Origin of the sequence: Allotamlana fucoidanivorans, from assembly GCF_006265225.1 — a bacterium.
Lineage (GTDB): Bacteria > Bacteroidota > Bacteroidia > Flavobacteriales > Flavobacteriaceae > Allotamlana > Allotamlana fucoidanivorans.
The window spans coordinates 102,964-119,430 of the sequence record NZ_VDCS01000002.1; the positions used below are offsets into that span (position 1 = coordinate 102,964).

A 16,467-nucleotide genomic window follows, 5' to 3' on the forward strand; every position below is an offset into this window, starting at 1 on the left:
AATTTTAAATGTTTTTTGTTTGATTGAGGCAAAAATATGAAAAATGTACTAAAGTTTATCCTTGGGATAACATATATAATATTTAGTAACTGGTTTTGATAACGCTTTCAAATTTAATTGATCAGAAGCTTTTACAATATCTTGTATTTTTCCTGATTTATGTAAGATATTGATACGTTTATTACTCAATTGATAGGCCTGATTTTCAATACTACCTGAAAACACAAAATATTCGGCCTCATTTTCAGAGATATTATAAAGTGCAACCAGCTCTTTTCTAAACTTATCAATGCTCTTCGTTTTTATAGGTTTATTTTTTAGCTTTATACGAAGTAAGTTTCTGTTAATAATCATATCACTTAACTTACTTAATACAAAATCATCATGATTTTGCCACGCTTTCATAGCTGAAATAATATCGAAATCATCTAATTGAGAAAATACATGAAGTGTTTTGGTGTTAAAATTGTCTATGGATATTTTATTATTCAAGAAATACTCTAAGGCAGCACTTGCGGTAATTTTAGTCCCAGAATCATGTAGTTCTTTGGCACGTTTAAGCACTCTAATAAGAAGTTGTTCTGCAGCCAATCCTGTTTTATGCAAATAAACCTGCCAATACATGAGACGTCTAGCAATGATAAACTTTTCAACACTGTATATGCCTTTTTCTTCTACTACCAGATTATCATCAACTACATTAAGCATGGTAATTAAGCGCTCACTATTTATATTGCCTTCTGCAACGCCTGTATAAAAACTATCGCGCTTCAAATAATCGGCCCTATCCATATCTAATTGACCACTTATCAACTGACACATGAATTTTCTGGGGTACTGCCCCTTAAAAATGTCAATGGCAAGCGTTAAACTTCCGTTAAATTCTTCGTTTAAATGCTCCATAAAAAGTAACGAAATTTCTTCATGAGACACATTATTTACAATGCTATGCTCCATAGCATGCGAAAATGGCCCATGCCCAATATCGTGAAGTAAAATAGCTGCGTAAAGTCCAATCTCTTCTTCTTCTGAAATGCTAACACCTTTAAAACGAAGTACATTCACAGCTTGTTGCATTAAGTACACACAACCTATGGCATGATGAAATCTGGTATGGTGGGCACCAGGATACACCAAATAGGACATACCCATTTGCGTAATACGACGAAGTCTTTGAAAATATTTGTGCTGAATTAAATCAAAAATTAACGAATTTGGAATGGTAATAAATCCGTAAATTGGATCGTTTAATATTTTAAGTTTGTTCAAACTTTTAATGTTTTACAATAAATTTTTACAAATATAATGATATGTAGTTAGCGTTTTAAGAAAAGGCCTCATAAACAATACCTTTCTTAATGCTAAATACCTTTGAAGATAATTACAATGAATAAAATGAGAATACTTTGGGTTGATGATGAAATTGATTTATTAAAACCGCATATTTTATTTTTAGAGAAGAAAAATTATAGTGTAGCCACTTGCAAAAGTGGATCGGAAGCCATTGACCGTCTTGAAAATGAGAATTTCGACATTGTATTTTTAGACGAGAATATGCCTGGACTAGCGGGCTTAGAAACACTAAATGAGATTAAGGAAAAGCAAGATAATCTTCCTGTGGTTATGATTACCAAAAGCGAAGAGGAATATATTATGGAGGAGGCTATTGGCAATAAAATTGCCGATTATTTAATTAAGCCTGTAAATCCTAATCAAATTCTTTTAAGTTTAAAAAAGAATTTAGACCATTCAAGACTCATTTCAGAAAAGACTACCTCAAATTACCAGCAAGAATTTAGAAAAATAGCTATGGATTTGTCCATGGTTAACACCTATGAAGAATGGGTGAATTTGTATTTAAAATTAATTTATTGGGAAATTCAACTAGAAGATATTGAAGATGCTGGTATGTTTGAAATTTTAGAATCGCAAAAAAATGAAGCCAATATTCAGTTTGGAAAATTCATTGATAAAAATTATGCAGAATGGTTTAAACCGCATACAGAAGCTCCTGTTATGTCTCATACGCTTTTTAAAGAAAAAATAGTTCCTGAAATAAGCAAAGAACAACCTACATTACTCGTTGTAATTGACAATTTACGCTATGATCAATGGAAGGTTTTAGAGCCTGTTATAAATAATTACTACAAAAAAGACAAAGAAGATTCCTATTACAGCATTTTACCTAGTGCAACACAATATGCCAGAAATGCTATTTTTTCAGGGTTGATGCCAAGCGATATGGAGCATTTGTTTCCTGAATATTGGAAAAATGATACCGATGATGGTGGTAAAAACCTATTTGAAGCTGAATTTTTAGACACACAAATGAAGCGTTTAGGACTTACCAATTTTAAATTCGAGTATCATAAAATCACCAATTTCAAAACAGGTAGAAAATTAACAGATAATTTTAAGTCGTTAAAAAACAACGATCTAACTGTTGTTGTCTATAATTTTGTAGACATGTTGTCGCATTCTAAAACAGAGATGGAGGTGGTAAAAGAACTGGCATCAAATGATAAAGCGTACCGATCGTTAACATTAAGCTGGTTTAAGAACTCCCCGCTTTTAGAAATGATTCAACAAGCACAACAACTTGGCTTTAAGTTAATTTTAACCACAGATCACGGTACTATTAATGTAAAGAGCCCTTCAAAAGTAATTGGAGATAAAGATACCAGCTTAAACCTGAGGTATAAAACGGGGCGCAGCTTAACGTATGACTCAAAAGATGTTTTGGTGGCAAAGAACCCTAAAGACTTGCATTTGCCCTCTATTAATATGAGTAGTTCGTATATATTTGCAAAGAGTGATTTATTTTTTGCCTACCCCAATAACTACAATCATTATGTGAGTTATTACAGAAACACCTATCAACATGGGGGTGTTTCTTTAGAAGAAATGATTATTCCATTTGCAGTGCTTCAGCCTAAATAATTCTATAAAAAGCTATTTTTATCGATGAAATACATCTTTTGTTAGGAAATTAAAAATTAAATACTTAACATTGCATAATAAATAGGAGTAATATTGGAAATTCGTTATAATTTAAATGACATTCAGAATGTTGCGAATCAAATCATAAAAAATGCTAAACATAACGTGTTACTTTTTTATGGTGAGATGGGAGTTGGTAAAACAACGCTGATACGTGAGATTGTAAAAGCTTTAGGATCTAATGACGATGTGAGTAGTCCAACGTTTTCCATTGTTAATGAATATCAAATTGATGATGGTGTTTTATATCATTTTGATTTGTATCGTGTAAAAGATTTAGATGAGGCCTACAATTTTGGCATAGAAGATTATCTTAATTCTGATGCATGGATATTGATAGAATGGCCAGAGTTAATTGAACCTATTTTAGACAAAAATATAGAACATATTGAAATAAAATTATTAGATAACAAAACAAGAAAATTAGTAGTTAAACAAAGGGTTTAGATAAAATGATAGCCATTTTTACATTAGTTTACGGGAAACCCACACGGTGTAAAATTAAAAACATTTGATTTTAACATTTTTTTAACATTTAACAAAAAACAGCCACATACACTTTAGTTACATTTGGGTAATTAATTAATTAAATCCCTTAAAAAATGAAAACTAAAAAGTATGTAATTGCAATAGCAATTTTCGGAGGAATGTTGTTTACAGCTTACGCAGCTAACGCAATAAACCAAAATGGAGACCAAACAGCAAAAATCGAAAGAAAGCCTTTTAAAATCCCATCAGGGAATTAAAAAAGGATTAGTTAGTGGTACAATAATAGCTACAATTTTAGCTGTTACGCCATATTTGTTTACAATTTACGAAAGTGTTCCTGCCACTAAGGTATGGAACACTTTTTTGTTTACTTATGATAGTAAGAATTGGGAGGATGCAAATTTGGTTATGTGGATATTTTCAAGTAAAGCAATACCGCTTCTTCTTTTATTGATTTGGTTTTTCACTAATCGACACTGGTGGTTTCATGCTTTGTTAGTTCCTATAATAATGTATGTCTATCAAATTTTTAGGTTATTTAGTGATGATCAAAATTATGATGAATTCCAATTGATTTATATGCTACCTGTTATGGCAATCATTATTCCTTCAATCTATTTAATTAGGGCAAGAATGTTTAATCGGATTAATGAAGCCAACAAATCGTTAGAAGAGCTTGAAGAGGAGCTCAAACTATCCCCTAAAAATTTCTGGGGCAAATTAAAAGATTATTTTTAATCGCGGTGGCTTAATCGTTCCCTTTCTTGAGTATCTATTGATTTTTCGTTGGTTTTTAATCTAAAATTTCCAAACTTATAATTAAAGCCCACTGTAAACAACCTGTTTTCCATAGTGGACTTCGATGCAATATCCTGATCTAGATACCGGGTATCTGTGGTAAAGTTTTGCGTGTTAAATACATCCGAAACCCCTAAACTTAAGGATGCTCTGTTTTCCCAAAAACTCTTTCTTACACTAAAATCTAAACCCGCTCTTGCGCTAATTTCTCTAGGACCATCAATATAAGATGAAATATAAATAAATGACAAATCTGTAGTTAAACTTTTGTCTTTTAAAAAACTAAAATAATTAATAATCTGACCATAAAACGTCCATTTGTCATTCTGTAGTAATTCGTTCTCTTTTGTGAAATAATTATTTTCATTATAAAAATAGGATGACAAGATATACAGATTCCAATGCTTTGTAATAGTTTTATAAGTTGTAAAATCAAGTCCATAAGATACCCCATAATCAATGTTGGTATAATTTTGCCTTATTAACCTATTCTCATTGTCTTGATAAATAAACTCAATATTCACATTGTCCTCATACCTGTAATAAATCTCAAAAGTATAACTTTCATCAAAGGTATAACCTAATATAACCTGATCATCAATTTGCGGTAATAAATTAGGGTTGCCACTAGAAATAGTGTTATCATTAAGAAAAAACTCAAATGGGTTTAACTCATTGTATTTGGGTCTGTAAATACTTCGTTTATAATTAACATATAACTGATTTATGTCGTTTAACTTGTGTAGTATATATAATGAAGGGAATAACTTAAAATACGCCTGTTCATTAATTAATCCTGTAGACAAGGAGTTTCCTTTTAAATTGGTATACTCTCCTCGAATACCAAGTTTTAAACTCCAGTTTTCCCAATCTTCTGAAACACTAACATAACCAGCATAATTATCTTCTGAATAATTAAAGGTATCATAATTATCCAATGCTACTAATGGTTGGGTTTCGTTTACTAAATGTTGTTTCAGTCTACTTTGAGAATCTATGCGTGCATATTTCAATCCCGCCTCAAATTGATCACCAAATTTATTAGGTAATTCATAATCTATTTGTCCGGTATATAATTTTATACGTTGTCTTGAAAAGGTTTGAAAATGATTGTTTCTTATTAATGACCCATCAGGGAAATTATAGTTGGTATTTACATCTTGAAATATTGAAAAATCATAATTTGTATGATGCACATTGCTTGAAATTCGCTCACCTTTGTCCCCTATTTTATACGCATAATCTAAAGTAAAAGCCAAATTATAAATTTCATCTACAGATTTATTTATGGTATTAAATGTGGAATCTAACGTTTTATTAGCATCATATATAGCTGTAAGAGAATTGACATCTGTTCGTACACCATTACGGGGCGCTAACAACATACTGGTAGAAAACCCTATTTCACTTTTATTACTTAACGCATAGTCTATATGGGCATTTATATTCTGATTAGCACTTTCTCGGGTTCTATTATAATCGGTATTCCAAATAGAGACAATCTTATCGTTTTCTATAAAATTAACGTCATCCCTTAAGTTTCTATAATCTTTTCTTGGGCTAATACTATAATTAATATAGGTGTTCAGCTTTTTTGTCTTAAAAAAGTGGCTTGTACCTGCCGAAAACTTAGGGTATTCAAAACCTTGTTTATAATCTCCAAAAACACTACCACGGTATCCTGAAATGACATTTTTAGTTGTTACAATGTTAATCACAGCACCGCCTTCTGCATCGTATTTTGCAGGAGGATTGGTTATTACTTCAATGGATTTCACATCATTGGCCGAAGTAGCTTCCAATAACTGTAGCACTTCGCTTTGAGATAAATAAACTCTTTTATCATTGATATATATAATAGGTGTGGCTTGTTTTATAGAAATAGCCCCGTCATGGACTAAAACCCCTGGCGTGTGTTTTAAAACACCTAAAAGATTATCATTAGACAGGGTAGAATTTTCTACATTAAATATGAGTCTATCTACCTGTCTTTTTACTGTTGGGCGTTTTGCTACAACCGTAACATCATCAAGAATTTCACTACTTGTCTCTAAAATGATAGTGCCTAAGTCTGTATTATTTTTTATTAAAAGATCTTCAGTAAAGGATTTATATCCTAAAAACGAAATTTTGATTTGATAAGATCCTGTTTTTATGTTATCAATAACAAATACCCCGTTTTCATCTGTTGTTGATCCCTGCAGAGGTTTATCAGATTGTTTTTCAACTAAAACGACATTAGCAAAGGCAATTGGAACGTTATTTTCATCGTTTAAAACACCAGTAATTTCATAGCCTTGTGAAAAAGACAAGCTCGTAATAAATAAAATAAAACAAGTAGAAAATTTTATAAACATGTGTCTAGTTGTTATGCAAACATAGTACATTTAATTCATTTTAAACGGAGGGTTTCCCTTAAAACCCTATGTTTTTTTTCCTACATATTGTATTTTTCGATGAAACGCACATATCGTCCAAAATATTTATTTAAAAGATACCTACATCAATAGAAAATTTATTTGTAATTTCATTTTTCACTAATGCTAAAGACATGTCAAAACAAATATCTCCCTTTACTAAACAGCAATTATTACCTCAGGAAGAGACCCTTGAAATTTACAAAAAAAAAGGAGAGTTATTTATAGGTTTACCCAAAGAAACGGCCTTTCAGGAAAAGCGAATTTGCTTAACGCCAGATGCTGTTTATGCCTTGGTAAGCAACGGACATCGGGTTCTCATTGAATCTGGTGCTGGGAAGGGGGCTAATTTTAGTGATAGAGATTATAGTGAAGCTGGGGCTGAAGTCACTAAAGATACTGCCAAAGTGTTTTCTTGTCCTATGATTTTAAAAGTAGAACCTCCTACCTTAGACCAAATTAAATTAATTAACCCTCAAACCATACTCATATCTGCGCTTCAAATAAAAACACAATCAAAAGCTTATTTTGAAGCTCTAGCCGCTAAAAGAATTACCGCCTTAGCATTTGAATTTATTAGAGATAGTGATGGAGGCTATCCTGCCGTGAAGTCTTTAAGTGAAATTGCAGGAACAGCATCGGTTTTAATAGCTTCTGAGCTACTATCAGACACAAAAGATGGTAACGGTTTAATGTTTGGTAATATAAGTGGTGTGCCTCCTATTGAGGTGGTTATTTTGGGAGCAGGTACTGTGGGAGAATATGCCGCAAAATGTGCTATTGGTCTTGGTGCCGGTGTGAAGGTTTTTGACAACTCAATTACAAAACTTAGGCAAATTCAAACCAATTTAGGACGTTCTTTATTCACGTCAACTATTCAACCCAAAAACTTGCTAAAAGCCTTAAAAAGGTGCGATGTTGTTATTGGTGCTGTACGAGGACTAAACAGATCTCCTATTGTAGTCTCTGAAGCCATGGTACAAAACATGAAAAAAGGAGCAATAATAATAGATGTTAGTATTGATATGGGAGGCTGTTTTGATACCAGTGAGGTAACCACACACAAAGCTCCTACTTTTGTAAAGCATGATGTAGTACACTATTGTGTGCCTAATATTCCTGCGCGCTATCCCAAAACAGCTACGGTTTCAATAAGTAACATCTTTACACCTTATTTGCTAAAAATAGCCGAAGATGGTGGTATTGAAAATTCTTTAAGATTTGATAGAGGTTTAAAAAATGGATTGTACTTTTACCACGGAATTTTAACTAGTAAATCTGTTGGTGAATGGTTTGATTTAAAATATAATGATGTTAACTTACTCATCTTTTAATTCAAGTCTTATTACGATTTCTACAAACTATTTTTAATGAAACTTATTCAACGTATTGGCTACTATTTAGGCGGTTTTTCCATGGGATTAATAATTCTAGCCTTTTTTTTAAATGGAAAAAAAACCTCCTGTAGTTACGGACCAGAATCAAGAGTTTTAAAAAACATAAATTCAAAGCACATGGTATTTAGTAAGAAGGCTGAAGACGATATCTTGCAATTAAATACAGACTCTGTAACGGTGCATACCATTTTAAAAAAAGGAAGTATTGATTTTTTAAATAGTGCCCCAAGAAAGAAACCCTGCGGGGAATATATTATATTTGACAAAACGGAAAATAAAAAAGAAATAGCCATTACTGTAAAAAATTGTGACAGTATAGCAACAATCATAGCCGTTAAAGCCATAGATTAATATGCTAAAGCGTTCTTTTGATATATTACTGTCCTTACTCCTTTCCATTTTACTCCTCCCCTTTTTACTGCTCATTTCTATTTTAATTAAGATAGATTCTAAGGGGCCTATTCTATTCATTCAAGGTAGAGTTGGTAGAAATAACCACGATTTTTCTATTATGAAGTTTAGAACCATGCGCGTACAATCTGAACAAAAAGGGCTGCTTACTCTTGGTAATCATGATTCTAGAATTACCAAAATGGGGTATTTTTTAAGACGTTATAAGATTGATGAATTCCCTCAGTTATTTAATATTCTGAAAGGCGATATGAGCTTTGTAGGACCACGACCAGAACTCAGGCATTATGTTAATTACTATCATCAAGATGATATGGTAATTTTTAAATTAAGACCTGGGTTAACAGGCTTAGCGTCCATTAAATACCGTAATGAGGTAGAACTATTAAAAAAAGCTGATGACCCAGAAAACTACTTTATCAATGTTATCATTCCTGATAAACTGAGGTATAATAAAATGTATTTAAATAATAGAAATTTCCTTTTAGACTTAAAAATTATAGCCCTAACCATAATTAAAGTCATTTCAAAATAAGCTGTAACGTGATATATAAGTTGTTACATGGTAAAAAATAATTATTTTGTTGAGGAAAAGAATGACCATACGCCCTAATGAAAGACTCACTAAACAAACGCATTGATACCTTAATAGCCAGCACAAAACTATTCCCGTGGCTAAGAGAAACAAAAGAACAAATAGAGCCTTTCGATTTTTCAAACGAAATCATTTTAATCACTGGAGCTGCAGGGTCTTTAGGTAGTGAACTCACTAAGCAATTAACATTATGCAAGTTTCATAAATTGATTCTAGTCGATTTTTCAGAGACCGCATCTTATATACTTCTGCAAGATTTAAAGTTAGAAAGCAACGAAACTATTTTTTTTGAATTACTTGATATCTCCAAGCGTCATGCTGTAAAAGCTGTGTTTAAAAAACACAAACCAACTATGGTTATCCATGCCGCTGCATATAAGCATGTCCCCCTATTAGAAACTAACCCCTATGCTGCCATTCAAAATAATATTTTTGGCACAGAAATCCTTGCTGAATTGGCTTTAGAATTCAGCGTTAAAACATTTATTTTCATTTCAACTGACAAGGCAGTAAAACCCAAAAATATTATGGGAATGACAAAATCAGTGTGTGAAAAGCGTTTGGAGCATTATAACTGTCTTAATAAAACGTTATTCATAAGTGCTCGATTTGGAAATATTATTGGGTCAAATGGCTCTGTGCTGCCTTTATTCAAAAGGCAAATGGAACAACATAACAGTATTACAATTACCAATGCAAAAGCGTCTCGCTATTTCATGACTAAAACAAAGGCGTGTCAGCTTATATTGCATTTAGCAAGTTTCAAAAGAAAAGCATCTAATATTTATACATTTCAGATGGGAGACGCCATTAGAATATTAGATGTAGCAAACCGTTTAATAGACATTAGTTCTAATACATTTCCAAATATCAGTCTCGAAATTAAAACGCTACGCCCTGGCGAAAAAACAGAAGAATCGATTATTAGTGACAATGAAATTCTTCAGAATACGCATCATCCAGATATTTTTCAAATACTACCTAAAGAAGAAAAATCTAATCGAAAAACAGCTTGGCCAGAAGTATTAGAAATAAATTTAGAAACGTCAACAACCAAAATTAAAAGTATCTTAAAGCGATTCACCTAAACTACTTTTCTTCGTTTTTTTTCTCTGCCAAGTAATGCTAATTCTCGTCCCGTTTGCCCGGCAACTGAAGTATTTTCTTCTGCGCGTCTTATAAGATAAGGCATCACATCTTTAACGGGGCCAAACGGAATATATTTAGCCACATTATACCCTCTTGCTGACAGGTTAAAACTTATATGGTCACTCATGCCATACAACTGCCCAAACCATATTCTTGGATCATTGTTTAATATATGATTATCTTTCATCAACCGCATCAGCAGGTATGAACTATCTTCATTATGTGTTCCAGCAAAAATAGACATGGCAGATAGGTGTTTTATCATATAGCGTAGGGCATCATTAAAATTTTCGTCGGTAGCCGCTTTACTCACACAAATGGGTGATTGGTAGCCTTTATCTTTTGCCCGTTCATTTTCTTTTTCCATGTAAGCACCACGCACCAATTTATATCCTAAAAAATACTTACCTGTTATTGCTTTTTTATGTTCGCTTTTTAAAAAATCAAGCCGGTCGTGTCTATACATTTGCAAGGTGTTAAATACAATAGGCTTTTCTGTATTATATTTTTGCATCATTTGTGTAACTAGGGCATCAGCGGCATCCTGCATCCAACTCTCTTCAGCATCAATCAAAACCACAATATCTTTTTGTTTAGCTTTAGCACAAACCCGATCATATCTGCTAACCACACGACCCCATTCAATTTGCTCCTTTTCGTTTAAATCTTCCCCTTTACCTAGCTTTTCATAAAGCCCCAATCTACCAAATCCTGTTGGTTTAAACACCGCTATAGGCATAGCAGCCTTGTCTTTACTAAAGTCTATTATTTGTAAAACTTTTTCACAGGCGGTATCAAATTCTTTTTCATCTTCCTTACCTTCTACAGAATAATCTAAAACTGAACTCACACCTTTGTCATACATCTTATCAATAACGGTTAAGCAGTCTTCTTCATTCACTCCACCACAAAAGTGGTCAAACACCGTTGACCGAATTAAACCCTCAATGGGTAGATGCGCTTTTATAGCAAAATTAGTGGCGGCTGTACCTATTCTTACAAGTGGTTCAATGGATATCATTTTAAACAGAAAATAAGCGCGTTCAAGTTCTGAATCTGACTTTAAGGCGAAGGCCACTTCGGTATTATCAAAGATTAAATCGGTATTCATTTTGAAAAATTTTGGCAAAGATAATTATAGCTAAACTATCATATTATATAAAATCTCCTTAATTTCACGGCTTTAAAAAATAATTAACATTTATGGATTCTATTTCTGCCAATAACAGTTTAATTCATTTTAACGCTATCTGTTATAAGGCTCTAAATGAGCATCTTGAAAAGCATAATTTCTCTAAGATTTTTATCCTTGTAGATGAAAATACACACCAACATTGTCTGCCTGTTTTTTTAGAAAAATTAAAAACGGACCTGGCTTTTGAAATCATTGAAATAGAATCTGGTGAAATAAATAAAACCATAGAAACCTGTGTTGGTGTATGGAATGCCCTTTCTGATTTAGATGCCGACAGAAAAAGCTTAATGATTAATATTGGCGGTGGTGTTATAACCGATTTAGGTGGGTTTGTAGCCTGCACTTTTAAACGCGGTATCGCCTACGTGAATGTACCTACTACCCTACTTTCTATGGTTGATGCCTCGGTTGGTGGTAAAACCGGGGTTGATTTAGGGGCTTTAAAAAATCAAATTGGTGTTATAAGTGATCCTGATTTAGTACTTATTGATACCCAGTTTTTAGATTCCTTGCCTCAAAACCAAATGCGTTCTGGTTTAGCTGAAATGCTCAAACACGGATTAATCACAGGCACAGATTATTGGAATAAGTTTTTAGATCTTTCTAAATTATCTATGGAAGATTTAGATACATTGATTTATGAGTCTGTACTTATAAAGCGAAATGTAGTACAAGAAGACCCCTATGAAAATGGTTTAAGAAAAACCTTGAATTTTGGGCATACTCTTGGGCACGCCATTGAATCGTATTTTCTAAGTAACCCCAAAAAAGAAACGCTACTTCATGGGGAAGCTATTGTGGTTGGTATGATTTTAGCTTGTTATATTTCTTCAAGATTAACAGGATTCTCAAAGGAGGACACCAATTACATTAAACAGTTGTTTATAAACTACTACGGTAAAGTAAGCATTGATAAAACGGAATATGCCCCTATCATGGATTTGCTAAAATATGACAAGAAAAATAATCATGGTAATATCAATTTTGTGTTGTTAGAAGCTATTGGAAAAACTAAGATAGATTGCCAGGTAGATGATGCTATCATTGAAGAGGCGTTTGATTATTACATGTTATAAAATCTAAAAAAATAATAAGTCAACATAGATGTTTTCTATATTCAGCAGAAAAAGGTTTTTAAGAGACTTATTAGTAGATTTTGTTGATATCCACAATCATATTTTACCAGGTATAGATGACGGAGCAAAAACCATTGAGGAAGCGCTTCTGCTCATTGATAATATGAAACAACTAGGGATAAAAGAATTTATTCCTACCCCGCATGTCATGCAGGACTTTTATCCCAATACTGACGAAACGATAGGAGAAGCCTACCAAAATGTGCTATCGGCCATACATACTTATAAGGACTATACTGGTATTTCGGTTAATCCAGCCGCAGAATATATGTTGGATGTTCATTTTGAAACCTTTTTAGAAACCCATAACCTGTTTACCTTAAAATCAAATTATGTTTTGGTTGAACTCTCTTATTATCAGCCGCCCCTTAATTTAGAAGCTATTATATTTAAAATTAAAACCAAGGGGTATATTCCAGTGTTGGCACATCCTGAGCGCTATATTTATTTTCACCAAAACTTTGATTATTACAAAAAACTAAAACAGATGGGCTGTATGCTTCAGCTTAATTTTTTATCGTTAAGTACTTATTATGGTACATCGGTCAATAAAGCAGCATTTAAATTAATTAAAAACAAGTGGATTGATTTTGTGGGTACCGATATTCATAATACCAGACAGGTATCAAAATTAGAATCCATAACACTAAATAAATCCGTTCAGGATAGTCTTACCCCCATCATTAAAGCCACAAATCATACGTTTTCTGTTAGGTAGTTCCTTTTAATCTACTAAACAGACCTTTATTTTCATCGGAGGCATAATACCCATACTTAGCGCCATAACCAAAATTAGATTGCTTCACATCATTAACAATAAGCATCATTCTTTGTAATTTATTCTGCTCATAAATCTCTTTGGTAAAATTAAGTACCGCCTTATCGGTGTAGCCAGCTCTTACTAAGTACATGGTATACCCCGCATATTCACTAATAATTAAAGTATCTGTAACCAACATAGAAGGCGCTGTATCAACTATAACGTAATCATATTGCTCTGAAACCGTATCAAATAATGTTTTTACGCGATCACTCATAAGTAACTCAGCCGGGTTTGGAGGTATTCTACCAGATAATAAAACATCTAGTTTAATCCCATTGATGTTATAAGAATTAATAGTCTCTCCAAGTAGAACCGATGAATCTGCTAAATACTCAGACAACCCAATAGTTTTTGCATCCACTTTTTTATCCACTGATTTCTTAATCTGCTGAGCCAATTGCGGATTTCTTAAATCGGCACCAATAACTAAAACCCTATGACCCGAATGACTTAAGGTTAGCGCAGCATTTAAACTAACAAAAGATTTGCCCTCTCCTTTAATGGTAGAAGTAACAAAAACAACATTGCCATAGCGTTCAAGGGTTTTGCTTTTCTTTATAAAATCAAAATTAGTGCGTATAATCCTGAAAGACTCCGATAATAAAGAACGGTCATTTTGCTTTATTAAAACTTGATTTTCTTTGATATTAGGTATTTCACCGAGTACGGGTATATTCTTAATTACGTCTTGTAAATCTTCTTTATTATGAATTTTGGTATCTAATAAATCAACCACATAGATAATTAAAAAAGGAATGAGCAAGCCAATAAAAAGAGCACCTGCATAAATAACCATTGGCCTTTTTTGAACAGTTCCCAAGCCATATGCTGGTTCTACAATTTTTGCGCTAGGCATGGTTGTTGTTTGTGAAATTTCCGCTTCCTCTCTTTTTTCAAGTAAATACAAATACAGAGACTCTTTAATACTTTGTTTTCTACTAATAGAAATTAATTTGCTTTCTTGAACAGGAACTGAAGAAATCTTTGAATTAATAGTACTAAGTTGATTTTGTAATCCTCTCAGTTGAATGTTTAACGTGTTTATATTGTTATCAATACTTACACTCAAATTACTTTTTATAGCCTTTAGTGTTTGTTCAAGTTGGATGACCACCGAATTATTTTCCCCAGCACTTTTTAAAACCAAACGACGTTGTTCAATCAATTCATTATAACGCGACGCCAGACTTACTAATGCGGGGTCACTTCCTCCAAGGTTAGCAGGTAAATTATCAAAAGCTCCTGTCTCAAGCGTTTTCTTCATATAATTCAACATATTTAGCTGAATTCTAATATCTTGAAGTTGCTGTTCACTATTAAGGCTAGAACTTGATAGCATTCCACTTTTTGAAGAAATATCAGTAATTTTATTAGCCGATTTATAACGTACTATACTGTCCTCTACATCTAATAAATCTGATGCTATGGCTTCTACTCTATCATTGATAAAATTAGCCGTAGCTTTAGCCCTCAATTTGTTTTTTTCAACCGTAACCAGATTATACTCATTAACCAAGGTATTTATAATATCTATAGATTTATTTTCAACTTCGCTCTCTAAAAACAAATCAATTACTTTTGAGCCTTTCGCAGCAGGAAAAATGCTTAACTTTTCCTTGAGTAATTTGGCTACCGTTTTAACTGGTGTTACTTTAATCTTAAATGCTCTACCTTGATAGGTATTAACCTCATGGTCACCCTTTTTAGAAATAACAACACCGCCCATAGCAGTTGATATAGTCTCATCAAAAGTATAGGTTTTAGGATCTTCATCCACATGAGATTTATACTCAAAATGTGATTCTGAAATAGGTTTTATATAGAACATGGTACTTGTTCTAGCAAGTACTGAGTCTGACACTAAAAACTGAACATCAAATGGTCTCCCTGAATACATTTCATACTCATTTACTTTTCCTAAGGAAAAAAACTGAATATTCAGATTTAACTTTTCAACCACATTTTTTATCAAATTTCTTGATTTTATCACTTGAATTTCATCCTCAACTTTATTGTCCTCTTGACCTGTGACAAATGATAAATCTTTTAAAACAGCATTCCCCGGATTACTATTATTATCCAACAACATAATTTTAGCCGTTGCAGAATATACTGGAACGGTATATCGATTCTTAAGAAATGCCAACAGAGCACATACCAAAACACTTAATGCAAACCATTTCCAGCGTTTTACATATGCCATGACGGCCTTCTTTAGGTTAAATTTTCCTGTGTTTGTTGGGATATTATTATTTTCCATGTACATAATTCTAGCGCGTAAATAAAATACCAATAGTTATAGCAAGCCCTAATAAAGATGCAAAAACACCAATTCTGGCATCCCCAGAGGCTCTACTCACACCAAAGCTATTGGGTTCTACATAAACCACATCATTTTGTGTTAAGTAGTACACCGGTGAATTAAAAACTTCTTTACTTGTTAAATCAATACGGGTATAGGTTTTTGCTCCATTAAAATCACGAATTACTAAAACATTATCTCTTTTACCTGTTATCGCTAAATCGCCTGCAGCCGATAAAGCCTCTAAGATAGAAATGCGTTCTCCAGTTACTGGGTAAACACCAGGGTTATTTACTTGGCCAAAAACCGACACTCTATAATTATTAATTCGCATAATAACCACCGGATCTTTGAGCAGTTTTCCGTCCTCAAACTTCTTTTTAAATAATTGCTTTGCTTCCTCAATGGTTAAACCTTCTAATTTTACTTTTCCTAAAACAGGGTAATCCACATTGCCTTCTGAGTCTATCAAGTATTGAACCAAGGTGCCTTGACCATTACCACCAGTTGATTCAATTAAATTGTACGGCTGCGTAACTGTTAAATCTGGAGTGGAAATATAAATACTTAATAAATCACCTGTTTTTAATGTTGCATTAAATGTATTGGTATCTACAATCGTTTCAGCATTTTTTGCATTCTGAAAATACACAATATCCTTCTTTGTGGAGCAAGAACTCACCAAAGCAAGCACATATAAAACGATAATTAACTTAAATGTTGAAGTCAATCGGCTCATGTAGTTTTAAGATTTG

General features: G+C 32.8%; 14 protein-coding genes. 9 read left to right on the top strand and 5 right to left on the bottom strand.

The window, feature by feature from the left end:
• Window positions 1-48 precede the first annotated feature (48 nt).
• Window positions 49-1,278 carry an HD domain-containing protein gene (locus FGF67_RS02110; RefSeq protein WP_139694813.1) on the bottom strand — a complete coding sequence of 410 codons (1,230 nt, stop codon included), beginning with the start codon at window positions 1,276-1,278 and terminating at the stop codon, window positions 49-51.
• 108 nt (window positions 1,279-1,386) lie between these two features.
• Here FGF67_RS02110 and porX point away from each other — a divergent pair, with 108 nt between their 5' ends.
• From porX to FGF67_RS02125, 3 genes are all read left to right on the top strand, one after another.
• Window positions 1,387-2,940: a T9SS response regulator signal transducer PorX gene (gene porX, locus FGF67_RS02115; RefSeq protein WP_139694814.1), complete on the top strand. Its 1,554-nt coding sequence runs from the start codon at window positions 1,387-1,389 to the stop codon at window positions 2,938-2,940.
• A 93-nt stretch (window positions 2,941-3,033) separates the two neighbouring features.
• Window positions 3,034-3,447: a tRNA (adenosine(37)-N6)-threonylcarbamoyltransferase complex ATPase subunit type 1 TsaE gene (tsaE, locus tag FGF67_RS02120; RefSeq protein WP_139694815.1), complete on the top strand. Its 414-nt coding sequence runs from the start codon at window positions 3,034-3,036 to the stop codon at window positions 3,445-3,447.
• A gap of 240 nt (window positions 3,448-3,687) precedes the next feature.
• Window positions 3,688-4,227: a hypothetical protein gene (locus FGF67_RS02125; protein ID WP_233243984.1), complete on the top strand. Its 540-nt coding sequence runs from the start codon at window positions 3,688-3,690 to the stop codon at window positions 4,225-4,227.
• Here FGF67_RS02125 and FGF67_RS02130 read toward each other — a convergent pair.
• On the bottom strand, window positions 4,224-6,644 hold the full coding sequence (locus tag FGF67_RS02130) for an outer membrane beta-barrel protein (RefSeq protein WP_158293160.1): 2,421 nt from the start codon (window positions 6,642-6,644) through the stop codon (window positions 4,224-4,226). The genes FGF67_RS02125 and FGF67_RS02130 overlap by 4 nt on opposite strands.
• A 194-nt stretch (window positions 6,645-6,838) precedes the next feature.
• Between FGF67_RS02130 and FGF67_RS02135 the strand changes: the two genes are divergently transcribed.
• The 4 genes from FGF67_RS02135 to FGF67_RS02150 all read left to right on the top strand — a co-directional run bounded on the left by FGF67_RS02135 (window position 6,839) and on the right by FGF67_RS02150 (window position 10,195).
• The gene (locus FGF67_RS02135) at window positions 6,839-8,038 is read left to right on the top strand and encodes an alanine dehydrogenase (RefSeq protein ID WP_139694817.1); all 1,200 of its coding nucleotides are present in this window, start codon (window positions 6,839-6,841) and stop codon (window positions 8,036-8,038) included.
• Window positions 8,039-8,074: 36 nt separating this feature from the next.
• Entirely contained in the window at window positions 8,075-8,452 is a 378-nt protein-coding gene (locus tag FGF67_RS02140; protein ID WP_139694818.1) for a hypothetical protein, read from the top strand.
• A gap of 1 nt (window position 8,453) precedes the next feature.
• Window positions 8,454-9,047 (top strand): sugar transferase, encoded by a 594-nt coding sequence (locus FGF67_RS02145; protein ID WP_139694819.1) that lies wholly within the window; start codon window positions 8,454-8,456, stop codon window positions 9,045-9,047.
• A 77-nt stretch (window positions 9,048-9,124) separates the two neighbouring features.
• Window positions 9,125-10,195, top strand: coding sequence for a polysaccharide biosynthesis protein (locus FGF67_RS02150; RefSeq protein ID WP_139694820.1), 1,071 nt, complete (start codon window positions 9,125-9,127; stop codon window positions 10,193-10,195).
• On the opposite strand, the gene FGF67_RS02155 is transcribed toward FGF67_RS02150, so the two are convergent.
• A complete protein-coding gene (locus FGF67_RS02155) occupies window positions 10,192-11,367 on the bottom strand; it encodes a proline dehydrogenase family protein (protein WP_139694821.1) in 1,176 nt (391 codons plus the stop codon). The genes FGF67_RS02150 and FGF67_RS02155 overlap by 4 nt on opposite strands.
• A 92-nt stretch (window positions 11,368-11,459) precedes the next feature.
• On the opposite strand from FGF67_RS02155, the gene aroB reads away from it, so the two are divergent.
• Both aroB and FGF67_RS02165 read left to right on the top strand, forming a co-directional pair.
• On the top strand, window positions 11,460-12,527 hold the full coding sequence (aroB, locus tag FGF67_RS02160) for a 3-dehydroquinate synthase (RefSeq protein ID WP_139694822.1): 1,068 nt from the start codon (window positions 11,460-11,462) through the stop codon (window positions 12,525-12,527).
• A gap of 28 nt (window positions 12,528-12,555) precedes the next feature.
• Complete coding sequence (locus FGF67_RS02165; RefSeq protein WP_139694823.1) at window positions 12,556-13,305, top strand: tyrosine-protein phosphatase; 750 nt, start codon at window positions 12,556-12,558, stop codon at window positions 13,303-13,305.
• Here the strand turns inward: FGF67_RS02165 and FGF67_RS02170 are convergent.
• On the bottom strand, window positions 13,298-15,670 hold the full coding sequence (locus FGF67_RS02170) for a GumC family protein (RefSeq protein ID WP_158293161.1): 2,373 nt from the start codon (window positions 15,668-15,670) through the stop codon (window positions 13,298-13,300). The two genes, FGF67_RS02165 and FGF67_RS02170, sit on opposite strands and share 8 nt — an antisense overlap.
• A 10-nt stretch (window positions 15,671-15,680) precedes the next feature.
• Entirely contained in the window at window positions 15,681-16,451 is a 771-nt protein-coding gene (locus tag FGF67_RS02175) for a polysaccharide biosynthesis/export family protein (protein ID WP_139694825.1), read from the bottom strand.
• Between the last annotated feature and the right edge of the window lie 16 nt (window positions 16,452-16,467).

Coding starts and splice junctions, on each gene's coding strand:
- FGF67_RS02130 (WP_158293160.1), bottom strand. CDS start 6,644: ATGTTTATAAAATTTTCTACTTGTTTTATTTTATTTATTACGAGCTTG.
- porX (WP_139694814.1), top strand. CDS start 1,387: ATGAATAAAATGAGAATACTTTGGGTTGATGATGAAATTGATTTATTA.
- FGF67_RS02170 (WP_158293161.1), bottom strand. CDS start 15,670: ATGGAAAATAATAATATCCCAACAAACACAGGAAAATTTAACCTAAAG.
- FGF67_RS02125 (WP_233243984.1), top strand. CDS start 3,688: ATGGAGACCAAACAGCAAAAATCGAAAGAAAGCCTTTTAAAATCCCAT.
- FGF67_RS02165 (WP_139694823.1), top strand. CDS start 12,556: ATGTTTTCTATATTCAGCAGAAAAAGGTTTTTAAGAGACTTATTAGTA.
- FGF67_RS02175 (WP_139694825.1), bottom strand. CDS start 16,451: ATGAGCCGATTGACTTCAACATTTAAGTTAATTATCGTTTTATATGTG.
- FGF67_RS02155 (WP_139694821.1), bottom strand. CDS start 11,367: ATGAATACCGATTTAATCTTTGATAATACCGAAGTGGCCTTCGCCTTA.
- FGF67_RS02145 (WP_139694819.1), top strand. CDS start 8,454: ATGCTAAAGCGTTCTTTTGATATATTACTGTCCTTACTCCTTTCCATT.
- aroB (WP_139694822.1), top strand. CDS start 11,460: ATGGATTCTATTTCTGCCAATAACAGTTTAATTCATTTTAACGCTATC.
- FGF67_RS02140 (WP_139694818.1), top strand. CDS start 8,075: ATGAAACTTATTCAACGTATTGGCTACTATTTAGGCGGTTTTTCCATG.
- FGF67_RS02150 (WP_139694820.1), top strand. CDS start 9,125: ATGAAAGACTCACTAAACAAACGCATTGATACCTTAATAGCCAGCACA.
- FGF67_RS02135 (WP_139694817.1), top strand. CDS start 6,839: ATGTCAAAACAAATATCTCCCTTTACTAAACAGCAATTATTACCTCAG.